Source organism: Leptolyngbya sp. FACHB-261 (assembly GCF_014696065.1).
Taxonomy (GTDB): Bacteria; Cyanobacteriota; Cyanobacteriia; order FACHB-261; family FACHB-261; genus FACHB-261.
Genome location: NZ_JACJPL010000015.1, coordinates 314,821 through 336,773 on the forward strand (window position 1 = coordinate 314,821; position 21,953 = coordinate 336,773).

Sequence of the window (21,953 nt, forward strand, 5' to 3'; positions counted from 1 at the left end):
CGCGACTAATTGTAATTTCTAGCAGTAGCTCATAATAATTTTTGTTGGCAAATTCATATTTAGCCTCAGGCCAGCTTTGGCAGGTTCGGCATATATAGTGAAGCAACAGCAGGAGACTGCACAGTGCTAAAGGTCGCAGTGGCTTCCCAGAAGGGAGGCGTGGGCAAATCAACTCTGGTGATCACTTTAGGAGCAGCTTTAAAAGCGCAGGGACTCTCAGTGCTGATCGTGGACGCCGATCCTCAGGGCTCGGCTACTTACGGGATGGGTTTCACCGAAGCTCAGGGGCTGGCGGGATTGGCAGCTCTGCTGGCAGGTAGGTTGGAAATTCAGACTGGCAGCGGCCCCTGGCCAGATCTAATTGCAGGGGGTGAAGCTACTGCCTTTCACGCCTGGCAAAGTACAGAAGACCTCAGAAAAGCGCTGATGCCCCTGGCTCCCCGCTACGATCTCTGCTTGATTGACTGTCCGCCCAGCTTGTCATCAATATTGATTGCAGCAATTATGTCTGCCGATCGAGTGTTTATCCCCGTGCAGGCGGATCCACTGGTCCTCCGGGGCTTGGGTAAGTTAGTCCATCTCATCGACTCCACCCGCTTGGGTTCAGGCGAGAATCCTGGAGCCTATCCTGTTGATGTGGTGCGCAGTCGCTACCGAGCCCAGCTGCGTCTGACCGCAGAGGCTGATCAGCTGCTTGCTACTTCTGAGCGTTGGCAAGTGTGGCAGACTACTATTCCTGAACAGGTGAGCATCGCTGAAGCTGCAGGTCACGGCCAGCCGATCATCACTTACAGTTCCTGGTCTACAGCCGCCCGAGCCTTTGAAAATCTGGCCGTCGAAGCCATAGGTCGTTGGCAGTTGAAAGAAGGCCGTTAAGGGAAGGCAGCCCAGAGAACCATGAGTGAAGTCATACCCCCGCGTTTAGGCCGCAACCCACTCGGCGACTTGGTTGAGCCGGCGGTAACAGGGCAGAGTCTAGAACAACTCTTGCAAAGTTCAACCTCCTTGCTAGGGCCGTTGCTGCCTGCTGTGCCTGCACCCAAGGGCTCTCCTCGACCAGAAGACGTAGAGAAGCCACCAACCTCACTGTTCGCTTCCCCACGAACCGCTAGTTACCCACAACCTAGGCGCTCACAGTCATCAACCTCAAGAACGCAAGGCTCGACAAGTGGCTTGGTTCGTAAATTAATCAGTGCCTCCCAACCGCAAACATACCCTCCTACGCTGGAGTTAAATCTGCGGCTACCGATCCCTTTGCACCAACGCCTGCAACAGGTTTTGGACCACTTGGCTGCTCTTGCCGCAGAGCGTCAGCTACCATCCCCTGATACTTCTCAGGTGGTCGCGATCGCGCTAAACGACTGGCTAACTCAGCTCGAAAAGCTTGACTCAACCACTCTGCTAGAAGCCTTACAGGACTACGCTGAAGCTCAGACTCAAACTCAGAGCCAAGCTCCAGAGCAAGCCCAAGAGAGTATCGAATCCATGAACGAGCCGCTGGACGAGTGACCCATGAGCTTGGTAAGCATGTCTGCCTTAGTGAAGGCAGCATTAGAAGGACAGGTCGTCAGCTTTCCCACCGATACAGTACCGGCCTTAGCTGTTCGACCCACCGATGCGCCTCAGATCTTCAAACTCAAAAACCGTCCTGCCAACAAGCCCTTAATCTTGATGGCGGCTGAACCAGACCAGTTGTGGCAGTTGGCTGCTGGCAGTGACACCGAGCGCGAGGCGTGGCAAGCGTTGGCCGCTCAGGGTTGGCCTGGTCCTTTAACCCTGGTGCTTCCCTGTAGTTCAGCCGTACCAGATGTAGTCAATCCTGGGTTGACCAGTATTGGCCTACGCATCCCCGATCATCCGATAGCGCTCAAGATCTTGCAGCAAACTGGGCCTCTAGCAACGACCAGCGCTAACGTATCTGGGGAAGCACCGCTCCTTGATCCTCTAAGTATTGAGGCTGCATTTCCAGCCGTGCAGGTCTTGGCATGGGAGCAGAGTGAGCAGGCAATACATAGCGGCTTGCCCTCAACCGTTGTTGAATGGCAGGGAGTAACAGCAATTGAGGGTAAGCCAAGCTGGCGGCTATTGCGACAGGGGGCCTTTCAGTTGCCATCTGAGTAAGCTAGGCTCAGTGAACTCTTCTCTGTTGCCGCTCTCTCAACCCTCTATCCGTGAACGGTGTGAATGGAATCCATTAAAGACCTGAAGCACAAGTTAGAGCAGGCTGAATTAGCCTGCCGCTTACTGGAAGAAAGCAACCGCTTTAAAGCAACCTTCCTAGCTCGCACCTCCCACGAGTTGCGCTCGCCTCTCAACGGCATTATTGGCATGCACCAGCTCATTCTGGGTGAACTCTGCGAGGGACCAGAGGAGGAGCGAGAGTTTTTGCAAAAGGCCCACGAATCTTCGCTGAAGCTACTGGCCCTGCTAGACGACTTGATCGACGTATCTAAGATGGAGTACGGCACAGCCCAGTTGCAAACAGCGCCGCTACCGCTGGCCCGCTTGCTCCACGAGGTTCAGCAATTAGCCCATTTGCCTGCCCAGAACCGTAACCTGCGCCTGGAAGTCACGCTGCCACCAGAAGATTTGCACGTACTGGCAGACTACCGCCGCCTGAAACAGGTGTTTCTCAACCTAATTGACACTGCAATCAGTCAGATGCCCGAGGGTTCTATTCGGGTCTTCTCGCATCTAGAGCCCAATCAATCCCAAGTCCAGGTTTACGTCGAAGATCAACGTCCACCGCTTCAGGAGTCTGAAACACAAACCCGGAGTCCTGCTAAGGAGCCAGCAGATAGTGCAGGACTGAACCTAGCCTTGGCGGCTCAGCTCGTTCACTTGATGGGGGGTGAACTGCGCGTCTTACCACCGGGCACACCCACACCAGCACCCGTTTCAACCACTCAAGAACTACTAGCAACCGAGGACTGGCCCGCGACCGTTGTCTGTTGCTCCCTTCCCTTGGCCACGCCTGGTAGTTAGCGGAGAGCGGATAGTTAAAGCCAGCTAGCAAGAAATTTGGGAGCACTTCACAGCGATTGCTCTGCTCTCTGCTTCAGGCTTTGCAGGCTACGTTGTGCCTCTCGGCTGAACACTCTCTTCTGGGTAGGGTACAAGAGCCAGGCCAGCCAGCCTTTGGAGTGAACCCGCCAGAGTAAACGGCAGCTATCCCTGTTATGAGCTTCAAGCACACGCTCAAATATGACCCGAATGCCAGGGAGCTGCACCTGGTATTCAAGCTGAGCCATGGGCTCCACACGCAGCAATTGTAACGGTAGCTTCATGCCATTGGCCGATTGCAGAATTCCAGTAGCACCGGCGGTTGCAGAGCCATCTAGCGTCACCTTAAGCAAACTGGGATCCCACTGGGGCCAAGCTTCCGGTTGAGCTAGCAGTGCCCAGATTTGTTCTGGTTTGGTATGGATGATTACAGACTGCTCTAACAGCTGAGGCATGAGGGTTTTCTAGTGAAGTTCTAGCCAGAGCCCAGAACTTTGGTGAAAGTTTACAGGGCTATTGCTTCCCGTGAAATTTCGGAGAAACCTCCCTTAAACACTCTCGGGGACTCCCACGTCAAGGATAATAACCTCAGGGTGTAGTGGGCTACGACAGCAACAGGCAGGCTGTCTGAAGATTCGTCCCTTTGGCTTTAAGTAGATCTGCGCAATTCTGAGACAATTTCTGCAAAATCCGGTCTGAGTTGCCGTATTTTTCGGGTTTCTTGGTTGGGCACAACTTAGGACAATTAAAAGTCATGAGAGGCAACTGAAGCAGGCCCTTCGATTAGAACAGGTAGGGCAAGCGCTACAGTCGTCGACTAGCCAACATGACACTAGTTATGGAGTCTTGAACGCAACCATGACTGTCAAGCACGTCATCCGCCAACTGGTTGAAAAGGCACTCTACATCCGCAGCCTCACTCCGGATATTGAGGACGAAATCAATTTCGAACTCACCCGCCTTGGCTATATTTCCGATGTCGACTACGAAGCTTTGGAACTGTTGATGAGTGAGATGGACGAGGGGCGGATCAAACTGGTGAGCCGTTGCTAAGCCCTTGCTTAGCCCTGATTTAGCTAGCTGAGCCGGAAACGTCTCTTCCCTCATCCAATTCGGAAGCATCTTACTACCCCCGTGTCATTCTCGAAACAATGGCCGAGTTTGCTGGTTGGGTTCCTCACCCTATTGGCGCTTGGCGCTTGTCAGCAGACCCGCCCAAAGGCCAAGAATACGCTGCCTGCCCTACCTCAAGAGGGGCAAATCCAGGTTTACTTCAATCGGTCTCAGGCTACCTACTACACGGAGCCCTACCGTCCCATTGAACGCTACGGCGACAACCTGGAACAGACTTTAATCGATAACATCGCTACAGCTCGCACCAGCATTGATGTAGCCATTCATGAGTTGCGTCTGCCTGGAGTTGCTCAAGCTCTAGCAGAGCGTCAGCGTGCTGGGGTACCCATCCGGGTTGTTCTGGAAAATAGCTACAGCCGCCCCTGGAGTGGCTACACCTCGGCCCAAATTGCAGGCCTGGAGAAACGTGGCCAGAATAGCTATCGCGAGGCGCAGGCGATGGCAGATCTCAACCATGATGGCCAGGTGAGCGCTAGCGAGTGGGAGCAACGGGATGCTCTCAATATTCTGCGGCAAGCAGGGGTGCGCTGGATTGATGACACGGAGGACGGTTCAGCAGGTAGCAGCCTGATGCACCACAAGTTTCTAGTGATCGATCAGCGAGTGGTCATCGTCGCCTCTGCTAATTTCACTCCTAGTGACGTTCATGGAGACCAGCTGCAGCCTGAAAGCCGAGGCAACGCCAATCACCTCTTACGCCTCGAAAGTCCAGAGCTAGCAGCAATATACAGCCAGGAATTCGCCTTGATATGGGGCGATGGCCCAGGCGGGCAGCAGGACAGCCGATTTGGTCTGAAGAAGCCCTATCGGCCCGCGCAGGCCGTTCAAGTAGGCGGCGTTAAAGTTGAGGTGCAATTTTCACCCACCAGTGGGACTCGCCCCTGGCAAGAGAGTGTCAATGGCCTGATCGGACGGGCACTGCAAAGTGCCCAGCGGAGTGCTCATCTGGCCCTGTTTGTGTTCTCCGATCAAAATTTGGCCAATGTCTTAGAGGTAGACCACCGGCAGCGAGGTGTGGCGATAGAAGCGGTCATTGATCCTGGTTTTGCCTACCGCAGCTACAGCGAGGCTCTAGATCTCTGGGGCTTGTCCCTACCTCAAGATTGCCGCCTAGAGGCTGGTAACCAGCCCTGGCAAACAAGCGTGCAAACGGTGGGTGTGCCTGTGCTGTCACCAGGCGATCTCCTACACCACAAGTTTGGGGTAGTAGACGCTCAAACCGTCATTACTGGCTCTCAGAATTGGAGCGAGGCTGCTAACCAAAGCAACGACGAGAATTTGCTTGTCATTCACAGTCCTATCATAGCGGCTCACTTTGAACGTGAGTTCAGTCGCCTCTACGACTCAGCTGTGCTGGGGCCTACCAAGCGTCTGCGCCAACAAATCCAAAAGCAGCAGTCTCGCTGCGCCTCTGTCCAGCAGCTTAAAGTCTCCAAGCCAGATGAACCCAGTTAACCAAGGTCACAAACAGCAGTCGTGAACACCAGTCAGAACCCCATCAGAACCCCAATTGTTGAGGCAGTTGTGCGGACGAAGGAGCTGATAGACTGCAAAAGTTGGTTACTCAACCTGGTAAAGCACAATGGCAATTTTGGATCCCCAGGGACGTCTGTTTGGCAAAATCAACCTGCTAGATTTCGGGGCGATACTGGTGATTCTGTTGTCCGTAGCTGCCGTCTTTCTCTTCCCAGGCCAGTCAGGCTCCTCTGTTGCCCAGATTGGTACAAAGACCGAGTCGGTGGAAGTCGATATGATCATCCGGGGCTTGAGTGTTGCCAATCCCCAGGAGTTGCTCAAGGCTGGTGAGAAAGCCAACGTCATTATTCGGAACCAGCCCTACGGCGAGATTGACGTCAAGGCTGTCAAGATATTGCCCCAAGAAGCTTTGGTGCCCATGAGTGATGGCACTGTCAAGGTTTTGAAAGACCCACGCATCGCTGAGGGACTGGTGCGCGACCTAATTGTGACTCTCAGCGGACAGGCTCAAGTTACCCCAGATGGCGTGGTTCTAGGCAACAGCAAGCTCAAAGTAGGTACGCCAATTCAGCTTGAGGGTTTCAAGTACGACCTACGTGGCGGTGTTATGGATGTCCGCGTCCTAGGCAAAAGCTGAGCTTCTGACGCTCGCCCTTAACGATTACCCCTTAATGACTACATAAAGTAGAGGGGTTTAGATAGAGGGGGGATCTACCCTACCAGAGTGATGGCAGGTCGGCGACCATAGTGTGGCAGCGCTTGAACCCAACTGGGGCGTTCTCCGTGTTGCCATAGGCAAAGCGCTAGATCCAACAAACTTAGGACAGGAGCAGGTTCATGAGACTCAGCATTCACTCGTTCCGCTTGTGGCCACTGAGTCAGGTTTTGCTCCCAGTCTTCAAGCTGCCAAAGCTGTTCGGGTTGGTGGATCAGTAGTTTTGGAGGCTCGACGGTTCCAGGGATACCAGGCACAAATTGATATAAACCGCCGAAGACCTCGCCCTGCTTTGCAGCCATTTGTACGGCAAACAGACGGGGATCAGCACAAAATAACTCTCTATGGAGAGAGCTATGTAGCCAAGCCAGGATTGCTAAGCTTGATACAGAATACACAGGAATCCCTAGTTGCTGACCCAACGTTCGCGCCACGGTTACGCCAATTCGGATGCCTGTGAAGCTGCCTGGCCCTCCAGCTACGGCGATCAACTTCAAGTTTGACCACTGCTCAGGGTGCCACTTGGGCTGCAGGCTCACAAACTCTAGCAGGTGCTGATGCAAGACAGACGCCAGACTACGGCCTACTGCCCAGGTTTGCTGCTGTCCCTGCCCTTGTAGGTTGCATATAGCTAAACCGAGCGTGTCGGTTGTGGTGTGGAGCCCAAGAGCAAGACCAGTCTGCCCTAGTTCACCTACATCGTGTTCGTCAGCGTCCAACTTAACAGAGCCCAGCACTTCACGAAGGGTAACAGAAAATGACTGCACAATTTCTAATGCGGCCTCCACTGAGCGGTTTAGGTAAAATTGCCCAGCGGGAGTGGCAGCATTTTTATGAACTTTTGGCGGGCGTTCTGGGTGCAACAGTAGAGGTGCTGCCGGGTAGTGATCACTTAGAGCAGATTCAGCTTAGTGCTCAGGCGATTGCCTTTAACGGTCAAGTCATTGGTCAGTCTTCTGTGGATCTGACCCTACAGCAGTGGTGTGAGCGTCGGGAGTGGCAGTGGATCAAGGCAGACATTGCCCTGGATGGCCGTGACTGGCGCTGGGACGAGATGCGGCAACTCTTTTGGGTCGGTCTGCGGCCTGGGGAGCAACGGCTGCTTCGACAAACGTACCAGAGCTTTGCAGGGACTGCTCAACCAGAGTTAGTGCCGCTAACCCTCGCTCATCCTCTAATTCGGCACCTAGACGAATGCTTTTGCCCACTGCCAAACGGTCAAGTGCTCTATTACCCTGAGGCTCTTTCGCTGGATGCACTGGCTTTAGTTGAGGAGTACATCCCAGCAGACTGCCGGATTGAGGCAAGCTACCAGGACACGCTGAACGGCGCTTGTCAGGCTGTGGCAATTGGCAGAACTTTAGTGATGCACAGCGCTTCCTCTGAATTACGCAACCGCTTGAATCAACACGGTTTTCGAGTCTTTAGTTCTGACTTGACCGAGTTTGAGGGCGCTGCCAACGCCCTCTGCTTACCACTCTGTGGCCTGACTCAACCAGCATTTGTCGGCCTTTCAGAACACTGCTCACCGTCCCAGTGCTGCTCTTAGCAAGCACAGAACCTGAGTTTGATCAGGGCTCTAGGTAAAGCTAGAGCCTGAGTCGTTAGGAAAGGTGCGCTTAAAGTCTTCCAAAAGGTCGTCAATCTCTTCTAAGGCTTGATTGACATCAATTCGCAAAGTCCCTAAGTTAGGTTGCTCCAGCAGTTCAACTAGGGACTGGCGCTTGCTGGCAATAGCGTTGATGCGTTCACGAATAACTTGGGGTTCCATAAGTTCGAGGCGAAGACAGGGTTAGGGGCGTCCAATGATCACATTCTATGGTCATCTTCAAATCTGTTGGAGCTCTCGCCAGGGTAGGCAACTACGCATCGATTGCGCCGGGCACTAGAATGGCTGGAGTGACTGCCTGTTAGGAGAAGACCTGTGCGCAATTGCCTCTCACGATTCCTGAGTATCGTGGCGTTTGCAGCGCTGGCAGGTGCTGGTCCCTTGGCCCATACCGTGCAAGCTCAGGTGCTAGTTCCCCACCAAGTCGAACTAGACCGTACCAATCTTGAGCGGCAGGGCATGATCCTCGCCCGTGAAGCTATTCAATTGGCTCAGTTTCGGCAGACCGAGGAAGCGCTTGCTCGAGCTCGGCTAGCGGTTCGGCTGGCCCCTAGAGCCTACGAAACTTGGGCTGTTTTAGGGAGCCTCTACCTGCGCAATCAGGATTTCTCTAAAGCGATTAGCAATCTTCAAGAAGCCAGTCGCCGTGCGCCTAACAACCCTGATCTCTTGTCTAGCTTAGGCTCTGCCTATCTCCAACAAGGCAACCATGCGCAAGCAGTTCAGTCTTTGCAGAATGCTCTAAAACTGGCTGGCGGCAATTCTGCAGGCACCCGCTTCGACCTGGGCAATGCCTATTTTCAGCTGCGTCGCTTCCGAGAAGCCATCGACCAGTACAGCCGGGCTTTAGCCCTAGAAGGGAAATTCTGGCCAGCGATGAACAACATCGGATTGGTTGAGTATGAGTCAGGCAATGCTCGCTCAGCCATTCGGCGTTGGGAGGCAGCGCTAGCCATTGACAGCGAGGCTGCCGAGCCCAAACTGGCTTTGGCTGTCGCGCTTTACAAACTGGGCCAACGAGAACGGGGATTGAGCCTCGGGGAAGCTGCGCTGCGCTTGGACCCTCGCTACGCCAGCCCAGACTTCTTACGAGAAAACCTGTGGGGCGAGCGCTTGCTCACCGATGCTCGCTCAGTTCTGTCTAACCCGCGCATCCAGTCAACGCTACGTGATGCCAGACCTAGCAGCCCGCCTACGCCTGAAGCGAGTGGGAATTAAGTAACCTAACCTAGCTAGTGGCCGTTAAACACACCATTAAACATCTAGGTAATCACTGGGCCGGAAGCGACGTTCTGGCCCGACTTGCGCCGTTAGACGCTCAGTCACCTCTTGCTCTGGGATAGATTCTGGCAGAGATGGGGTAGCTGTAGTCGAGGGTTCCAGCGGTTCCACATTGCCAGTGGATAGGAGTTTTAGGCGGATCCGGACCTCAGTCCCACAGTTCTCGCCAGCACTGTAGAGATCGATCCAGCCGTCCATCAGCTTCATCAAATCGCGCGAGATCGACAGTCCCAGACCAGTACCCTGGAAGCGGCGGGTTGTAGAACCGTCGGCTTGGGCAAAGCGCTGGAACAGCTTAGCCTGCTGCTTAGGATCGACGCCAACACCAGTATCAATAACCAACACTTCAACTTCACCTTTAGCCCGATCTAAGCGGGTGCTGACCGTGACGCTGCCACTGTCGGTGAATTTAATTGCATTGCCAACCACGTTCACTAACACTTGCTTGAGTCGAACCGGATCGGCGCGAACCTGCAAAGGAGTGCCCAGTGTCTTGGGCATAATCAAGGCCAGTTTCTTTTCCTGCGCCTTGACCTCACACATGTAGGAGACTTCTAGCAGCAGGCGGTTGAGATCGACGGGTCCTAGAGTCACTTTCAGCTCTTTGCCCGATTCAATACTGGCGATGTCAAGAACGTCATTGATGATGCCCAGTAGATGAACTGCCGCATCATCAGCTCGCTTGAGGAAGTCCAGCTCTTCTTCTTTGTTGTCGCAGAAGCCATCCCGCACTAGGCGTACTAAGTTGATGATTGCGTTGAGCGGATTGCGCAGTTCGTGAGATGTGTTTGCCAGAAAAACGCTCTTGATGCGGCTAGCTTCTTCCGCTTCCTTACTCACGACCTCTAACTCACGAGCACGAGCCTCTAGGCGATTAACCATCTCGTTGAGCGTTGCCGCCAACTGATTCATCTCACGGATGCGGAAGTTCTGCGGGATACGCATGGCATTGCTGCCCGCTTGAGGATTCAAGCGACGGTCGCGAATCCGTTGCGCTTCCTTACCCAGAGTTTCTAGGGGTAGGGCTAGGTCACGGGCAAAGTAGATGGTTGCCAGAACGTTTGCGGCTAGCAGCGCCCCTACGAGCGTAATCATGGCCAGCAGAATATCATCCAGCCCTTTGAGTTCTTGGGCGAGGGGAGAAACCATGAGTACAGCCCAGGTTCGGGCCTTAGCCTGATTAGGTGGGTCAATCGAAATAGAGCTAAAGCCTGCTAGCCATTCTTCGTTTTGCTCGTTGTAAAAGTGAGCAAAGTAGTCCTCACCGCGCAGGGCCCGACTGACAATACTTTGCAATCGCTTGGCATTTTGAACCCGCCAGATACTATCGCCAACTCGGTCAGCTGATGCGTGGGTGAGAATGTTGCCTTGGCTATCCACCACCATGGCAAACGCTGGGGAGTCATAGTTAGTCTGAGCCTGGTTACGCACCTGAGATTGAAAACTCAGGACGTGGGTCTGACGCCCGGTGAGGCCATAGACCGGGGCCGCCAGTACAAATGTGGGCTCTTGCCCAGGTCCAGGCGACACTGGGTCGGAGACAAAAGTTTTGCCCTTAGCTGCCGTTAAGAACCAGTCCTTCTTCAGGGTTTTGACATTCATCCTGAGGTTGGCAGGGCAACTGCTGGCCTCAATCATGCCATTGCCGGTGTTGGTCAGGTCAATACACTTCACCTCAGGAGGCACTTGCTTGACCAGCGTATTCAAAAACTGCTGGCGCACCTCCGGCACCGGATTCGTGAGCTGCCGAGCATTGGTAGCCGTTAGCAGTTGCCCCTGAGTAGTGTGTAGCCAACTCTGCATCGTTGCCGCCTGACGGAGGGCACTCTCCGCTAGATAGCGCCGGGCTTGGTCCAGCAGGCTAGTACGAGCTTTGCGATAGGCGACCGCCTCACCCAAAAGCAGCACAGGCACACTCAAGAGCAAGATACGAGTCAGTAGCGTACGTCGGAAAGAGTGTCCTGCTGATCTGGCCATAGCGATCTCTTGTCAAAGGGGACGATCTCTAGCTCAGGAGCAGCCAGAGGCTGAGGGGTTTACGTTCCACAACGGCCTCAAACCATAGGGTTCATACCTAAACCTACATACGGAGGATTTTAAGCACTAATTCTCAGTAGGAACCCTTAAATCAGGTTATGACAACCGAGTCTGACTAGAGATTCTAGCCTGCATTCTCCGCATTGCTGTCCGTAGGAAACTTACGCGCTGATCCAACCCGTGTCCGGGAGAGTATCGAAGCTTACATCGCCATGCTAGCGAAGCTGTGATTAGCCCGCAATCATGCTGCTCACACCCAGTTGCCCCCAGTCTGCCTAAACGGACTACGATAGGAGAGTAGGCCAGCATATTTCATGGTGCGGCCAGTCCTTTTTTTGCGCTCTCCTGCCATGACCGTCCAAAAGACAGCCGCTCCCCGTAGCTCTGAGATTCTCGTTCCTAAACAGAAGCTCAAAAACCCGCCTCTCTCCCTGAACTATATGGGCGATCGCGTGTTACGGCAACCTGCTAAGCGCATCAGTAGCGTTAATCCAGAAACTCGCCAGCTGATTCGGCAGATGCTTCAGACCATGTATAGCGAAGACGGCATTGGTCTGGCTGCGCCTCAAGTTGGCATTTCTAAGCGGCTATTGGTTGTGGACTGCGACCCCGAAAATGCAGCAGCACCGCCATTGGTCCTGATCAACCCCGAGATCAAGAGCGTCAGCCAGGACATTGCGCTCGGCCAAGAAGGCTGCTTGAGTATTCCCTCGGTGTTCCTGGACGTAAAGCGTCCTGAGCAGATCACGGTGAGCTACCGCGATGAACAAGGCCGTCCCCAGAGTCTGACCACTGCGGGTCTCGTCGCTCGCTGTATTCAGCACGAGATTGATCACTTGGACGGGATTCTCTTTGTTGATCGGGTCGAAAACTCGATTCTGCTGGCGCAAGAACTAGCCAAGAATGGCTTTGCTCAGCGCGATGTGAAGCCGCTGCCTCGCTAGACCTCTTGCGCGAGGGGATTGGGCCAATAAATTGGGCTAGTAAATCCGAATCGGCTCCATGAGTAACCCGCCCAATGTCAGCCGAAGGCTGAGTCAACTTGCCACGCTTCTAGAGATTCGAGGCGACAATCCATTTCGGGTCAATGCCTACAGCAAGGCAGCTCGGACTCTCAGAGCCTATGACCTCGCTGATTTGCTTGAATCTGGCACTCTGACCTCAATCCAGGGGATCGGCAAAGGGCTGGCGGAGGAGATCACAGCTCTGGCCCAAACAGGCACTTCGCCCTTGTGGGAGCAACTGCGCACAGAGCTGCCAGTAGAGGGCCTTCTGGAAATAGCTGCGGTTCCAGGCTTGGGCACTAAGTCGATCCGTAGCATTTACCAAACGCTCCACATCTCCTCCTTAGGTGAGCTGGAGTATGCCTGTCAAGAAAACCGGCTGGTTGAATTAGAGGGCTTTGGTGCCAGGAAGCAGAGCAAAATCTTGCAGGAGATTGCTCGGATCAAGCGCAACCGTTCGCTGTTTCGCTATAGCGATGTTATGGCGCTAGCGAAGAGTTTAATCGAACAGTTGCTCCAGGCCAAGACGATTGCAGCCGCCTCGGTCACCGGCAAATGTCGTCGGGCTTGGGAAGTGTTAGAAGGGCTGGAGTTGGTAGTTCAAGGTGAGCCCCAAACTGTTGCTAGCATCCTGAATCACTTAGCCGCGTCCTTGGCTGAGCCAGCAGAGACGCTAGCAACAATGCTAGAGGTTGACGGCAGCACCGTCCGGACGGTACTGGATGGCTTGCCAGTGACGGTTTATTGTTGCCAAGCCCATCGCTACGGCTGGACGTTGCTGCAAACCACCGGCTCGGCTGAGCACTTGCAAGCGTTAGGCGATCCATCGAATATTGCTGATAGTGGTAGCGAGGCAGAGATCTATCAGCGTCTAGGTTTGCCCTGGATCCCGCCAGAACTGCGAGAGGGGACAGGCGAAGTTGAAGCGGCCCGTCGTGGTGAGTTGCCGGAGTTGTTGCGCCGTTCAGATTTACGCGGTGTGCTGCACTTACACACCACCTACAGCGACGGTGCTCACAGCCTAGAGGCTATGGTCCAAGCGGCGCTTCAGCAGGGCTATGAGTATGTCGGCATCTCAGACCATTCCCAAGCGGCTTTCTATGCCGGGGGGCTCAAACCGATTGATATTGTTCGGCAGCATCAGGAAATTGACCGACTCAATGCTGAGTACGCAGGTCAGATTCGCATTTTGAAGGGCATTGAGGCTGACATTCTGCTGGATGGCAGCTTGGATTATGAGGCTGACGATCCAGATATTCTGCAAGCTTTTGATTTTGTAGTTGCCTCGGTACATAGCCAACTCAAAATGCCTTTCGAGGCGATGACCCAGCGCTTGATTCGCGCCGTTTCCCATCCTCGGGTTACAATGCTGGGCCATTGGAGCGGCCGTATTCTACTAGGCCGGCAGGGCTCGCAATTTAACCATGAGGCTGTTTTAGCAGCCGCCGCAGCGCACGGCACAGCCATTGAATTCAATGCCAGCCCCTATCGTCTAGATCTAGATTGGCGGGAACTGCGAACAGCAACCGAGCAGGGCATTCAGATCTGCGTAAATCCGGATGCCCACTCTACAGATGGCTTTGCGGTTGTAGATCAAACCTTAGCAGTGACCCACAAAGGCTGGCTGCAGGCGAACCAAACGCTGAATGCCCAAGGAGTTGATGCATTCTTAAGCTTTGCTGCTAAACAGCACTAAGCTCAAGGGTGCTGAGCAGTCTGCAACTGGGCCAGCCAATCCAGAATCAAGGGATTGACGACTTCTGGGCGCTCGTCGTGGGGGCAATGGCCAGTGTCTGGAATGCCTACAAACTGCACCTGGTCGCTATAACTCTGATAGATCCGCCCTCGGCTGATCGGCGTCCAAGGATCGGCCTCACCCCAAAGCACCAACAAAGGCCGCTCAACTTTGGGCAGCAACTCCTCAGGACTAGGGCCAGGCGGCGCACTTAGGACAGCAGTGAAAACCTGCTGCGCACCCGGATCGCAAGAGGGCTCATAGAGCAAGTCAACTAGTTCATCAGTTACCGCTGCCTGGTTGCGATAAACCTGCTGCAAGGTGCCACGGATGCGAAACTTCCGGCGCACCTGATTAAACATGAATGGGCCAAAGGCTTTGGAGTTGACCAGTCTGCCAAAAACGCCCATTACTAAGCGCAAGGGTGGATTGAGTTCTTGCGGTCGGTGATTTAAGCCTCCAGCACAGTTGAGCAACACGCCTCCAGCCGCAATCTCTGGATGGTTAGCAACCACCATTAGACTCAGCAAAGCGCCGATCGAATTGCCTACGAACACTGTAGGCTGCTGGATGTGCTCGGTCCAGAAATCCTTGATCAGCTCTTGCCACAGATCTAAGCTGTAGGCCAGTGCTGGCTTGTCCGAACCGCCGAAGCCTAACAGATCCAGAGCGAACACTCGATAGCCGCCAGCCGCTAGTACCGGAATGTTCTTGCGCCAGTGGCCCAGAGAGGCGCCAAAACCGTGAATTAATACCAGAGGCTGCCCAGCCCCCATCACGGTGTATTGGATTTTGTGACCCTGCCAGGTCCAACTGTGTTTGTCGAGTGAGCTGAGAGTAGGCGATTGCTGCGTAATCACAGGCAGGATAAGTAAAGTTTTATAAACTAGTTCTACTTTACTGCAAAGTTACTCCCCAGACTCAGGTCACCTGCTGATCCTAGGCTTGCTCTGGGACGACCCTAAGTCTCTGGAGCTAGCAATAGCCAGGAGCTGGGCAATCTTGACATCAGCAGTGCTAAGTCCCGGGATTGACATTCTCAGCAGGCTGAGTAAAGGCTTGAGGATGTTTTAGCCTCGCTTCATGGGAACTTAGGTCATGAAGTGGCGACACAGTGCTGAGGCCTGTGCTGATGGGCTCAGGTCTTGCAGAACTTCAGGGGGCTTCATGAACGTGTTGGCGCTCATCCAGAGACGGCAGGATTGGCAACAGGTGACGCAGCAATTTCGCCTTCAGCTGACGACGGGCGCACTCATTGCTTTAGGGCTAGTTGCACCAGTCCTATGTCCTGCTCTGGCAATGGCCAACGAGGTGCTTGGTTTTGGGGACTTCGGCGATCCTGTAGCCGAGATCCAGCAAGCCCTGAGCAGCCAAGGCTACTACTTTGGGACAGTAGATGGAGACTTCGGCAGCGGCACTGAGCAGGCAGTCATTGAGTTTCAGCAGAGCAATGGTTTGTTTGCTGATGGTGTCGTTGGTTCAGAAACCAGCCGCTTGCTGTTTAGAGTTGGCGAAGAGAGCACAGCCAACCGGATTTGCTTAGAGGACCCAATCGAGACCCAGCAATTGCTCAGCAGCCTGAGGTTCTACTTCAGTGCCGTTGATGGCGTGTGTGGCCCTCTCACGCAAGCTGCCATTCTCGAAGCGCAACGCTCCTATGGCCTGTTCCCCGATGGCGTTGCTGGGCCTCAAACCCTGGCAGTCCTGCGCAGTCAAGCTGCCCCAACTCCAACCCCAACCCCAACTCCAACCCCAACCCCAACGCCAATCGCTGAACCTTCAACCGGCACACCTGGCAGTAGTGCTGCTGTTGATGTGGTCGAACTTCAACAGCTGCTTCAGGCCAGGGGCTATTACTTGGGTTTTGCGGATGGCGTCTATGGTCCTGCCACCGAGGCGGCTGTTCGTAATGCCCAGTTCTTCTACGGCTTAACAGTTGATGGCATTGCTGGCCCCCGGACACTTGAAGCGCTGCGGACCCGTCCCCGCCCTGACTTCGACAGTCCCTGATGCTAGTTGGGAGGCTGGTTGGGTGTGCTGATTGAAGCAGGAGTCACCGGGATTGAGCCTCGGGATTTAGTAACAATGAGCGCAGACAACAAGCAATCCGGCCAGCAGCCCCCGCTTCACCCATGCGTTGACGGCCATTGACTCCACAAAGCTGTAGGCGGTCAGGATCCTGTAGCAAGCTCGTGACTACAGCTGCCGCATCTGTGGGTTGTTGAACCAGAGTCAAAGAGGGGCCAAGCAGACGGGTCTGTGCTTCTGCGAAAGCATATGTAAATTGGGGACCGCCACCGGGAAAGCAAATAACTGGTTTACCCAAACCCACCAGTTGCTCTGTTGCCGTACCTGCCATCGCCAATCCCAAATGAGCCTTGTGCAAACAATCGGCAAAGGCCCCTTGGATCAAGTGCAGATAAACTTGCTCTCGCTTAAAACTGCGTTGGGCAACCGCACGATTTGCAACCGCTGTCTCACTCCAGGATTGCTGCCGCGTGAGCTGGCCGAACTGTTCCAGATCTAACTCAGGCGAGAGAGCCGCTAGAAAAGTTACAGAACGAGCGGGTTTGTTTTGGACAATCGCCTCGACTGCGGCGAGAATTTGCTGCCAGTTGCGATAAGCTTCTGGCGCGCGCGAACCGGGTAGTAGGGTGACCACCAGGGCATCGGGTTCGCTCTCAAACTCAAAACCTTGAGGTTCTAGACCATCCATCATCGGATTGCCCAGGTCGAACACAGGCACATGAAAGCGTTTGAGGATCTGAGCCGTTAACGGATCGCGAGGAAAGACAGCCCGACATCGTTTACGCTGCAGCAGCCAGCGCTCCCAAGGCAAATAGACTGACCCCGACCAGCCCTCAAAGCGCTCACTCCAATGCTGACGCGGTAAGGGTCCCTGCTCATCGCGCAGATGGTATTCCGACTTGGCAGTGCCGACAAATGCGTAGGGAGCACCACTGAGCCAAGCCATCAGCAGAGGCACAATATCGCCAACTGCTAACACCGCGTCACCAGACTCGCTCCATTGTCGAATTGCTCGCAATTGAGCCAGAGTTAGCTGCACCAAACCGCCGCCCACATCTCGTGCCAACTGCCGCCCATCCATGTAGACAAACCCACCCGAGGGCATGGCTTTAACCGGACCTACTAACGGCACATCCAGCTTGCGGTAAGCAACTCCTTGCCCAACCAACGGCAGCGCCGCCAGTTCGAGATTTTGGTCAAGATCTTGGGCCTGAAGCCGGAGCTCCTCGAGAATGCGAGCAGCAATGCTATCCTCTCCGTGACCGTTACTCAGGCAAAGTAGTTTCATCGCGCAGTCTGACGGTGATCAGCAGGGGCAAAAAGGGGAAGTTTTGGTGAGCGTTGTTGATGATTCTGGAATGAGAAAATTGCTCGATGCCAGCTCGATGCCTCTTGCAAAATCGGTGCGGCTATTTTGCCACGATTTGCAGCCTGCCAGTAGCTCGGTAGGATGGATCTCGCCATGATTAACTCTCTTACCGACCCAAGCCAACCTCGCATCTGCGTGATCCTGGGCACTCGCCCCGAAGCTATTAAGCTCGCTCCTGTCATTCAAGCCCTACGCCAAGCCCACAAAACCTTCGCAACTCAGGTCATTTTGACTGGCCAGCATCGCGAGATGGTTGACCAAGTGATGAATTTATTTGAGCTCAAGGCAGATCATGACTTAGAAATCATGGCTCATAACCAAACCTTGACCGACATCACCTGTCGTAGCTTGCGCGGCTTGGAAGGTTTATTTCAAGAACTTCGGCCTCAGATGGTGCTGGTGCAAGGCGATACAACTACGGCATTCGCAGCTGCTTTAGCGGCGTTCTATCAGCAGCTTCCAGTGGGTCATGTGGAAGCAGGCCTGCGCACCGATGACATTCTCAATCCCTATCCAGAAGAAGCCAATCGTCGGTTAATCTCACAGATTAGCCGTTTGCACTTTGCACCCACGGAGGCCGCTGTTGCCAATCTAGAGCGCTCGGGCGTGACTGGACAGATCATCAAAACTGGCAACACCGTAATTGATGCCTTGCTGACTGTGGCTAAGCGTCAGCCGGCCTGTGACATTCCCGGTTTGGTTTGGGAACAACATCGCGTGGTTCTAGCCACTGTTCATCGACGCGAAAACTGGGACACGCCCCTCACTCAGATTGCCGAAGCGTTTTTGCAGATTCTAGATACCTTTCCCGACACAGCACTGCTGTTACCGCTCCATCGCAATCCCAGAGTGCGAGGGGTACTAGAGCCCCTGCTGCAAAATCATCCCCGCGCCTTTCTCACAGAGCCGCTGGACTATGCCAATTTGGTGGGCGCGATTCAGCGCTCCCATCTGCTGCTAACCGATTCAGGAGGCTTGCAAGAAGAGGCACCTAGCCTGGGCAAGCCTGTCCTCGTACTGCGCGAGACCACCGAGCGACCCGAAGCCGTCACCGCCGGAACGGCGCAGCTAGTGGGCACAGACACCGAGCAGATTGTCGCCGCTGCCACCCGTTTGCTATCGGATACGGCTGCTTACCAACAGATGGCAAATGCGATCAATCCCTTTGGTGACGGTCGGGCAGCCGAGCGGATTCTCACCAGCCTGCAAGAATTCTTCGGCTGTGCTTTGATGGCGGAAAAACCTGAAGGCATCAGGTCAGCAGACATGACCAGTAAGGGGGTTGGGGATGGTTAGAGGGTTAAAACAGTTGGGCCTAGCCTTGATGGTGGGTCTTGTGGCCGGTCTAGCGTCAGTGCTAGTTCTCCTGAGTCCTGCTGGAGCTGACGTATCAGCTCCAGGCTTAGCTGAGCACTTAAGCCAGGTAGGGGCACGCATGTATGGCGCTTATTGGTGTTCGCACTGCGCTGAGCAGAAACAAACTTTTGGGGCTGCCTTTGCTCAAGTTCCCTACGTTGAATGCGATCCGCAGGGTGCACAAGCGCAAACGCAACTCTGCCGAGACAAGGGCATCCAGGGCTTTCCGACTTGGGAGATCGAAGGTCAGCTCTACCCTGGCACTCGCTCCCTAGAAGAATTGGTAGCGCTGAGCCACTATAACGACTTCAAATCGTCTTTCTAGCTCCCGATAAGCGCTAAATAGCGTTATCTCTGCGTTGCGAAGGCAGCTCGGAGCTAGACTCGAAAGAAGCAAGAGAACTTCATACTTACTGAGTCCATGATTACGATCCTGATCATGCTCGTTGCCCTGGGCATTCTGATCTGGGGCTACTACCGGGCGCAGCCCTTCGGTAAGCCTGGCGTGTTGGCATGGCTTCAGTCGGTCGTGCTCATGACCCCCTGGCTGCTGTTTTTTGGTCTGTTCACGGCGGGCATCTATATCCCTTTTGCGGCCTTGGTGATCCTGATTGTGGTGTCTACAGGGGCCTACATTTTCCTGGGCAACCAGGTCCGGCGCTTAGCGCAAGCAGCTCCGGATGGTCTCAAGACTCAGGCTTCCGCAGGTCCTGCGCCTGAGGCTGAAATCGAGCGCAATCCTATTTCTCGGCCAGAGCCAGAACCAACGGTTCTCCTACAGGCAGCCGGCATTCCTGCTGAGGACTTGCAGGTCATTCGTGGCATTTTTGGCATCGAAACTTTCTTTGCCACCGAAGCGACCCCCTACCGTGAGGGTGTGATTTTCAAAGGGAATCTGCGGGGTGAGCCAACCGCGAGCCATCAACGCTTGAGCGAGAATCTCAAGCAGCGCATGGGCGATCAATACTGCCTATTTCTAGTCGAGGGACAAGAAGGCAAGCCAGTGGTATTGGTGTTGCCCAAGGCAATGTCACAAAGCCCAACCCAACCAGGGCAGAAAGCTCTGGCCCTGGCCCTACTGCTAGCCACCGTTGTAACCACACTCAGCCTTGGGGCTCAACTCAATAACTTTGATCTGTTTGCACAACCGGAACGGGTGTTGTTAGCGGTGCCCGTCGCTGCTGCCTTGTTTGGTATCTTTACCGTGCATGAGCTAGCCCATCGCTGGGTCGCTCAACGCTACAATGTGCGCCTCAGTCCGCCCTTCTTTATTCCAGCCGCTCAGTTGGGCAGCTTTGGTGCGCTCACTCGCTTTGAATCGACCGTTCCCAACCGCAAAGCCCTGCTAGACATTTCCTTAGCGGGTCCTGCTGCAGGTGGTTTGGTCTCTCTGGCCTTACTGCTCACAGGACTGTTTTTGTCCGGCGAGGGAGCCCAAATTCAAGTTCCAACCCTATTTTTCCAGGGCTCAATTTTAGTCGGAAGTCTGGCCCGACTGATTTTGGGTGAGGCTTTACAAACCTCTCAAATCAGCATTCATCCTTTGGTGTTGGTGGGCTGGTTAGGTCTGCTGAGCACAGCGCTGAATCTGATTCCTGCTGGGGCTTTGGATGGGGGCCGGATTGTGCAGGCGATTTACGGGCGGCGCACCGCCAGTCGATCTACCTTGATCGCGCTGATTTTGCTGGCTCTGGCAGCTCTGGTCAACCTACTGGCGCTCTACTGGGCCGGGGTAATTTTGTTCCTGGTCCGCGATCTAGAACGTCCACCCCTAGATGAAATCAGTGAGACCGACGACCGTCGCGATGCTTTGGCGCTCTTGGCACTGTTCCTGATGGCAGCGATGCTGCTCCCTTTGTCACCGGGGCTAGCAGGACGCTTGGGCATCGGCTGAATGGAGAGAGCTGCGAAGTGCTTGTAAAAAGCGCTTGTAATATTTCTTTATCTTTGTTACATTCTTTAACAAGATAAAGCTAATGGTGATTCTCATGTCTCAGCGCACGGTGATCAAAGACGAGCAGGGCCTTCTCAATAACTTCGCTTATGAGCCTCCGGTTTATTTGGATGAGGAGTCCCGCATTGGCTTTACACCTTTCGCTGAGCTGTGGAATGGCCGGTTCGCCATGCTAGGTTTTGCGCTATTGCTGGCGATTGAGTACACCACTGGCCACGGCCTCATTGGCTTGCTCAAAGCCCTGTAGGGTCCTAAGTTTCCTGCAATTCGGAATTGTCATACATTGTCATCTTCTGATCTGACCAGACTGTCCCAGACAGTCTGTTTTTTTGCTGCATGAATCTCAGAATCTGGGAGTATCTGTGGTGAGAAGCAGGGATTTTTTCGTAGCATGGCGACTCCTTTACCACCCGTCCGGTTATTACTCGATCTCAGTACAATTCTGTCGACCCAAACTCGACACTGGATTGGGTTTTCAGGAATTGGAGACTGTGTCGTTCCTCAACCCGTGCTTGATGAGCTAAATTTTTTGGTTGACCGAGCCCCGGAGCCAGGCCAAGAAGCGGTTGCCCGTGCCTTTGCCCGGTTCTACCCCAACAGCCACTGGGGCGTCACCTCGTGCTTGGCTACTGGTCCTCAATTTGTCACGCCTGCCGGTGTTGCTCTGAGCAAGCAGGCCCGAATTAACTTAGCCGTTGCACAATGTGCCTGCGCCGTAGCTCAGGATAATCCTGGTAGTTTGATTGTTGTCGTTGCCAATAACTCCGCCTTAGCGCGTCAGCTTCAGAATGTAAGGCAGAGCAACCTGTGTTGTATTACGCCCAATATGCTGGTGCAATGGACCAGGACACAACAACCGCCCACACCTGTGCAGCAGGCGGCTGTGGGGGCCTGGGTTCCAGGTGCAAGCTTGGCTCGTGTGCCCGTTGCAGCCACTCGTCCCAAATGGGAAACTCGTCCACAATCGGCGACGCCCCGCCCTACCTTCAGCCCTGATAGTGCAAAGCACTCCCCAAATCAGAAATCAACAACTCAGCCGCAACCAGCGAGGCCATCAGGCGCACTTCTATCTGTTTTGCTAAGTCTGACCCTATTAGTTGTCTTGGTTCTGGTTGGGTTTCATCTCGTAGCTCCTCAGCAATTCAACCAGTGGTGGCAAAAGTTGGGTCTGCCTGCCTTGCCCAAGTCTTGAAGCTTGGTGCGATCTAACTACATAGCTAGACCAGCACAAAACTTCCTCAAGCTAACTAGA

24 protein-coding genes are annotated in these 21,953 nt (G+C 54.3%); 17 read left to right on the forward strand and 7 right to left on the reverse strand.

Going from position 1 to position 21,953, the window contains the following annotated elements:
• Positions 1–123 precede the first annotated feature (123 nt).
• The 4 genes from H6F94_RS07625 to H6F94_RS07640 all read left to right on the forward strand — a co-directional run bounded on the left by H6F94_RS07625 (position 124) and on the right by H6F94_RS07640 (position 2,985).
• A complete protein-coding gene (locus tag H6F94_RS07625) occupies positions 124–876 on the forward strand; it encodes a ParA family protein (RefSeq protein WP_190801613.1) in 753 nt (250 codons plus the stop codon).
• A 21-nt stretch (positions 877–897) separates the two neighbouring features.
• Positions 898–1,509: a hypothetical protein gene (locus tag H6F94_RS07630; RefSeq protein ID WP_190801614.1), complete on the forward strand. Its 612-nt coding sequence runs from the start codon at positions 898–900 to the stop codon at positions 1,507–1,509.
• 18 nt (positions 1,510–1,527) lie between these two features.
• Complete coding sequence (locus H6F94_RS07635; RefSeq protein WP_242041041.1) at positions 1,528–2,121, forward strand: L-threonylcarbamoyladenylate synthase; 594 nt, start codon at positions 1,528–1,530, stop codon at positions 2,119–2,121.
• A 63-nt stretch (positions 2,122–2,184) separates the two neighbouring features.
• The gene (locus H6F94_RS07640) at positions 2,185–2,985 is read left to right on the forward strand and encodes a sensor histidine kinase (RefSeq protein ID WP_190801616.1); all 801 of its coding nucleotides are present in this window, start codon (positions 2,185–2,187) and stop codon (positions 2,983–2,985) included.
• A 47-nt stretch (positions 2,986–3,032) separates the two neighbouring features.
• On the opposite strand, the gene H6F94_RS07645 is transcribed toward H6F94_RS07640, so the two are convergent.
• Positions 3,033–3,458 (reverse strand): SRPBCC family protein, encoded by a 426-nt coding sequence (locus H6F94_RS07645; protein ID WP_190801617.1) that lies wholly within the window; start codon positions 3,456–3,458, stop codon positions 3,033–3,035.
• Between the two features lie 403 nt (positions 3,459–3,861).
• Here H6F94_RS07645 and H6F94_RS07650 point away from each other — a divergent pair, with 403 nt between their 5' ends.
• The 3 genes from H6F94_RS07650 to H6F94_RS07660 all read left to right on the forward strand — a co-directional run bounded on the left by H6F94_RS07650 (position 3,862) and on the right by H6F94_RS07660 (position 6,250).
• The gene (locus tag H6F94_RS07650; protein ID WP_190801618.1) at positions 3,862–4,056 is read left to right on the forward strand and encodes a hypothetical protein; all 195 of its coding nucleotides are present in this window, start codon (positions 3,862–3,864) and stop codon (positions 4,054–4,056) included.
• 81 nt (positions 4,057–4,137) lie between these two features.
• Complete coding sequence (locus H6F94_RS07655; protein ID WP_190801619.1) at positions 4,138–5,592, forward strand: phospholipase D-like domain-containing protein; 1,455 nt, start codon at positions 4,138–4,140, stop codon at positions 5,590–5,592.
• A gap of 127 nt (positions 5,593–5,719) precedes the next feature.
• Entirely contained in the window at positions 5,720–6,250 is a 531-nt protein-coding gene (locus H6F94_RS07660; RefSeq protein ID WP_190801620.1) for a DUF4330 domain-containing protein, read from the forward strand.
• Positions 6,251–6,324: 74 nt separating this feature from the next.
• On the opposite strand, the gene tsaB is transcribed toward H6F94_RS07660, so the two are convergent.
• Positions 6,325–7,095 (reverse strand): tRNA (adenosine(37)-N6)-threonylcarbamoyltransferase complex dimerization subunit type 1 TsaB, encoded by a 771-nt coding sequence (tsaB, locus tag H6F94_RS07665; RefSeq protein WP_190801621.1) that lies wholly within the window; start codon positions 7,093–7,095, stop codon positions 6,325–6,327.
• Between tsaB and H6F94_RS07670 the strand changes: the two genes are divergently transcribed.
• The gene (locus tag H6F94_RS07670) at positions 7,086–7,877 is read left to right on the forward strand and encodes a hypothetical protein (protein WP_190801622.1); all 792 of its coding nucleotides are present in this window, start codon (positions 7,086–7,088) and stop codon (positions 7,875–7,877) included. The two genes, tsaB and H6F94_RS07670, sit on opposite strands and share 10 nt — an antisense overlap.
• Before the next feature lie 30 nt (positions 7,878–7,907).
• On the opposite strand, the gene H6F94_RS07675 is transcribed toward H6F94_RS07670, so the two are convergent.
• Positions 7,908–8,099 (reverse strand): hypothetical protein, encoded by a 192-nt coding sequence (locus H6F94_RS07675; protein WP_190801623.1) that lies wholly within the window; start codon positions 8,097–8,099, stop codon positions 7,908–7,910.
• Positions 8,100–8,252: 153 nt separating this feature from the next.
• Here H6F94_RS07675 and H6F94_RS07680 point away from each other — a divergent pair, with 153 nt between their 5' ends.
• Entirely contained in the window at positions 8,253–9,155 is a 903-nt protein-coding gene (locus tag H6F94_RS07680; protein ID WP_199320262.1) for a tetratricopeptide repeat protein, read from the forward strand.
• 36 nt (positions 9,156–9,191) lie between these two features.
• Here the strand turns inward: H6F94_RS07680 and H6F94_RS07685 are convergent, their stop codons facing one another.
• Positions 9,192–11,195 (reverse strand): sensor histidine kinase, encoded by a 2,004-nt coding sequence (locus H6F94_RS07685; protein ID WP_190801624.1) that lies wholly within the window; start codon positions 11,193–11,195, stop codon positions 9,192–9,194.
• A gap of 410 nt (positions 11,196–11,605) precedes the next feature.
• On the opposite strand from H6F94_RS07685, the gene def reads away from it, so the two are divergent.
• On the forward strand, positions 11,606–12,199 hold the full coding sequence (def, locus tag H6F94_RS07690) for a peptide deformylase (RefSeq protein WP_190801625.1): 594 nt from the start codon (positions 11,606–11,608) through the stop codon (positions 12,197–12,199).
• Between the two features lie 58 nt (positions 12,200–12,257).
• Positions 12,258–13,955, forward strand: coding sequence for a DNA polymerase/3'-5' exonuclease PolX (locus tag H6F94_RS07695; protein WP_190801626.1), 1,698 nt, complete (start codon positions 12,258–12,260; stop codon positions 13,953–13,955).
• 2 nt (positions 13,956–13,957) lie between these two features.
• Here the strand turns inward: H6F94_RS07695 and H6F94_RS07700 are convergent, their stop codons facing one another.
• On the reverse strand, positions 13,958–14,854 hold the full coding sequence (locus tag H6F94_RS07700; RefSeq protein ID WP_313949243.1) for an alpha/beta fold hydrolase: 897 nt from the start codon (positions 14,852–14,854) through the stop codon (positions 13,958–13,960).
• Between the two features lie 238 nt (positions 14,855–15,092).
• Between H6F94_RS07700 and H6F94_RS07705 the strand changes: the two genes are divergently transcribed.
• Positions 15,093–16,004, forward strand: a complete 912-nt coding sequence (locus H6F94_RS07705) for a peptidoglycan-binding domain-containing protein (RefSeq protein WP_190801627.1) — start codon at positions 15,093–15,095, stop codon at positions 16,002–16,004.
• A gap of 43 nt (positions 16,005–16,047) precedes the next feature.
• Here the strand turns inward: H6F94_RS07705 and H6F94_RS07710 are convergent, their stop codons facing one another.
• Together H6F94_RS07710 and H6F94_RS07715 are read right to left on the reverse strand one after the other, a co-directional pair.
• Positions 16,048–17,310 (reverse strand): lipid-A-disaccharide synthase-related protein, encoded by a 1,263-nt coding sequence (locus H6F94_RS07710; RefSeq protein ID WP_190801628.1) that lies wholly within the window; start codon positions 17,308–17,310, stop codon positions 16,048–16,050.
• On the reverse strand, positions 17,307–17,486 hold the full coding sequence (locus tag H6F94_RS07715; protein ID WP_190801629.1) for a hypothetical protein: 180 nt from the start codon (positions 17,484–17,486) through the stop codon (positions 17,307–17,309). The genes H6F94_RS07710 and H6F94_RS07715 overlap by 4 nt, the downstream gene beginning before the upstream one ends.
• Between H6F94_RS07715 and wecB the strand changes: the two genes are divergently transcribed.
• From wecB to H6F94_RS07740, 5 genes are all read left to right on the forward strand, one after another.
• Entirely contained in the window at positions 17,485–18,687 is a 1,203-nt protein-coding gene (wecB, locus tag H6F94_RS07720) for a non-hydrolyzing UDP-N-acetylglucosamine 2-epimerase (protein ID WP_190801630.1), read from the forward strand. The genes H6F94_RS07715 and wecB overlap by 2 nt on opposite strands.
• Positions 18,680–19,072: a thioredoxin domain-containing protein gene (locus H6F94_RS07725; RefSeq protein WP_190801631.1), complete on the forward strand. Its 393-nt coding sequence runs from the start codon at positions 18,680–18,682 to the stop codon at positions 19,070–19,072. The genes wecB and H6F94_RS07725 overlap by 8 nt, the downstream gene beginning before the upstream one ends.
• Before the next feature lie 96 nt (positions 19,073–19,168).
• Positions 19,169–20,641 (forward strand): site-2 protease family protein, encoded by a 1,473-nt coding sequence (locus H6F94_RS07730; protein ID WP_190801632.1) that lies wholly within the window; start codon positions 19,169–19,171, stop codon positions 20,639–20,641.
• A gap of 94 nt (positions 20,642–20,735) precedes the next feature.
• Complete coding sequence (locus tag H6F94_RS07735; protein WP_190801633.1) at positions 20,736–20,948, forward strand: CAB/ELIP/HLIP family chlorophyll-binding protein; 213 nt, start codon at positions 20,736–20,738, stop codon at positions 20,946–20,948.
• Between the two features lie 144 nt (positions 20,949–21,092).
• Positions 21,093–21,893 (forward strand): PIN domain-containing protein, encoded by an 801-nt coding sequence (locus tag H6F94_RS07740; protein WP_190801634.1) that lies wholly within the window; start codon positions 21,093–21,095, stop codon positions 21,891–21,893.
• Positions 21,894–21,953 lie beyond the last annotated feature (60 nt).

Bases quoted from the DNA above. Each gene is read 5' to 3' on its own strand.
- H6F94_RS07730 (WP_190801632.1), top strand. From the start codon at position 19,169: ATGATTACGATCCTGATCATGCTCGTTGCCCTGGGCATTCTGATCTGG.
- H6F94_RS07635 (WP_242041041.1), top strand. From the start codon at position 1,528: ATGTCTGCCTTAGTGAAGGCAGCATTAGAAGGACAGGTCGTCAGCTTT.
- H6F94_RS07645 (WP_190801617.1), bottom strand. From the start codon at position 3,458: ATGCCTCAGCTGTTAGAGCAGTCTGTAATCATCCATACCAAACCAGAA.
- H6F94_RS07735 (WP_190801633.1), top strand. From the start codon at position 20,736: ATGTCTCAGCGCACGGTGATCAAAGACGAGCAGGGCCTTCTCAATAAC.
- H6F94_RS07640 (WP_190801616.1), top strand. From the start codon at position 2,185: ATGGAATCCATTAAAGACCTGAAGCACAAGTTAGAGCAGGCTGAATTA.
- H6F94_RS07725 (WP_190801631.1), top strand. From the start codon at position 18,680: ATGGTTAGAGGGTTAAAACAGTTGGGCCTAGCCTTGATGGTGGGTCTT.
- H6F94_RS07695 (WP_190801626.1), top strand. From the start codon at position 12,258: ATGAGTAACCCGCCCAATGTCAGCCGAAGGCTGAGTCAACTTGCCACG.
- H6F94_RS07675 (WP_190801623.1), bottom strand. From the start codon at position 8,099: ATGGAACCCCAAGTTATTCGTGAACGCATCAACGCTATTGCCAGCAAG.
- H6F94_RS07710 (WP_190801628.1), bottom strand. From the start codon at position 17,310: ATGAAACTACTTTGCCTGAGTAACGGTCACGGAGAGGATAGCATTGCT.
- def (WP_190801625.1), top strand. From the start codon at position 11,606: ATGACCGTCCAAAAGACAGCCGCTCCCCGTAGCTCTGAGATTCTCGTT.
- H6F94_RS07740 (WP_190801634.1), top strand. From the start codon at position 21,093: ATGGCGACTCCTTTACCACCCGTCCGGTTATTACTCGATCTCAGTACA.
- H6F94_RS07660 (WP_190801620.1), top strand. From the start codon at position 5,720: ATGGCAATTTTGGATCCCCAGGGACGTCTGTTTGGCAAAATCAACCTG.
- H6F94_RS07705 (WP_190801627.1), top strand. From the start codon at position 15,093: ATGAAGTGGCGACACAGTGCTGAGGCCTGTGCTGATGGGCTCAGGTCT.
- H6F94_RS07685 (WP_190801624.1), bottom strand. From the start codon at position 11,195: ATGGCCAGATCAGCAGGACACTCTTTCCGACGTACGCTACTGACTCGT.
- H6F94_RS07715 (WP_190801629.1), bottom strand. From the start codon at position 17,486: ATGGCGAGATCCATCCTACCGAGCTACTGGCAGGCTGCAAATCGTGGC.
- H6F94_RS07650 (WP_190801618.1), top strand. From the start codon at position 3,862: ATGACTGTCAAGCACGTCATCCGCCAACTGGTTGAAAAGGCACTCTAC.
- wecB (WP_190801630.1), top strand. From the start codon at position 17,485: ATGATTAACTCTCTTACCGACCCAAGCCAACCTCGCATCTGCGTGATC.
- H6F94_RS07630 (WP_190801614.1), top strand. From the start codon at position 898: ATGAGTGAAGTCATACCCCCGCGTTTAGGCCGCAACCCACTCGGCGAC.
- H6F94_RS07670 (WP_190801622.1), top strand. From the start codon at position 7,086: ATGACTGCACAATTTCTAATGCGGCCTCCACTGAGCGGTTTAGGTAAA.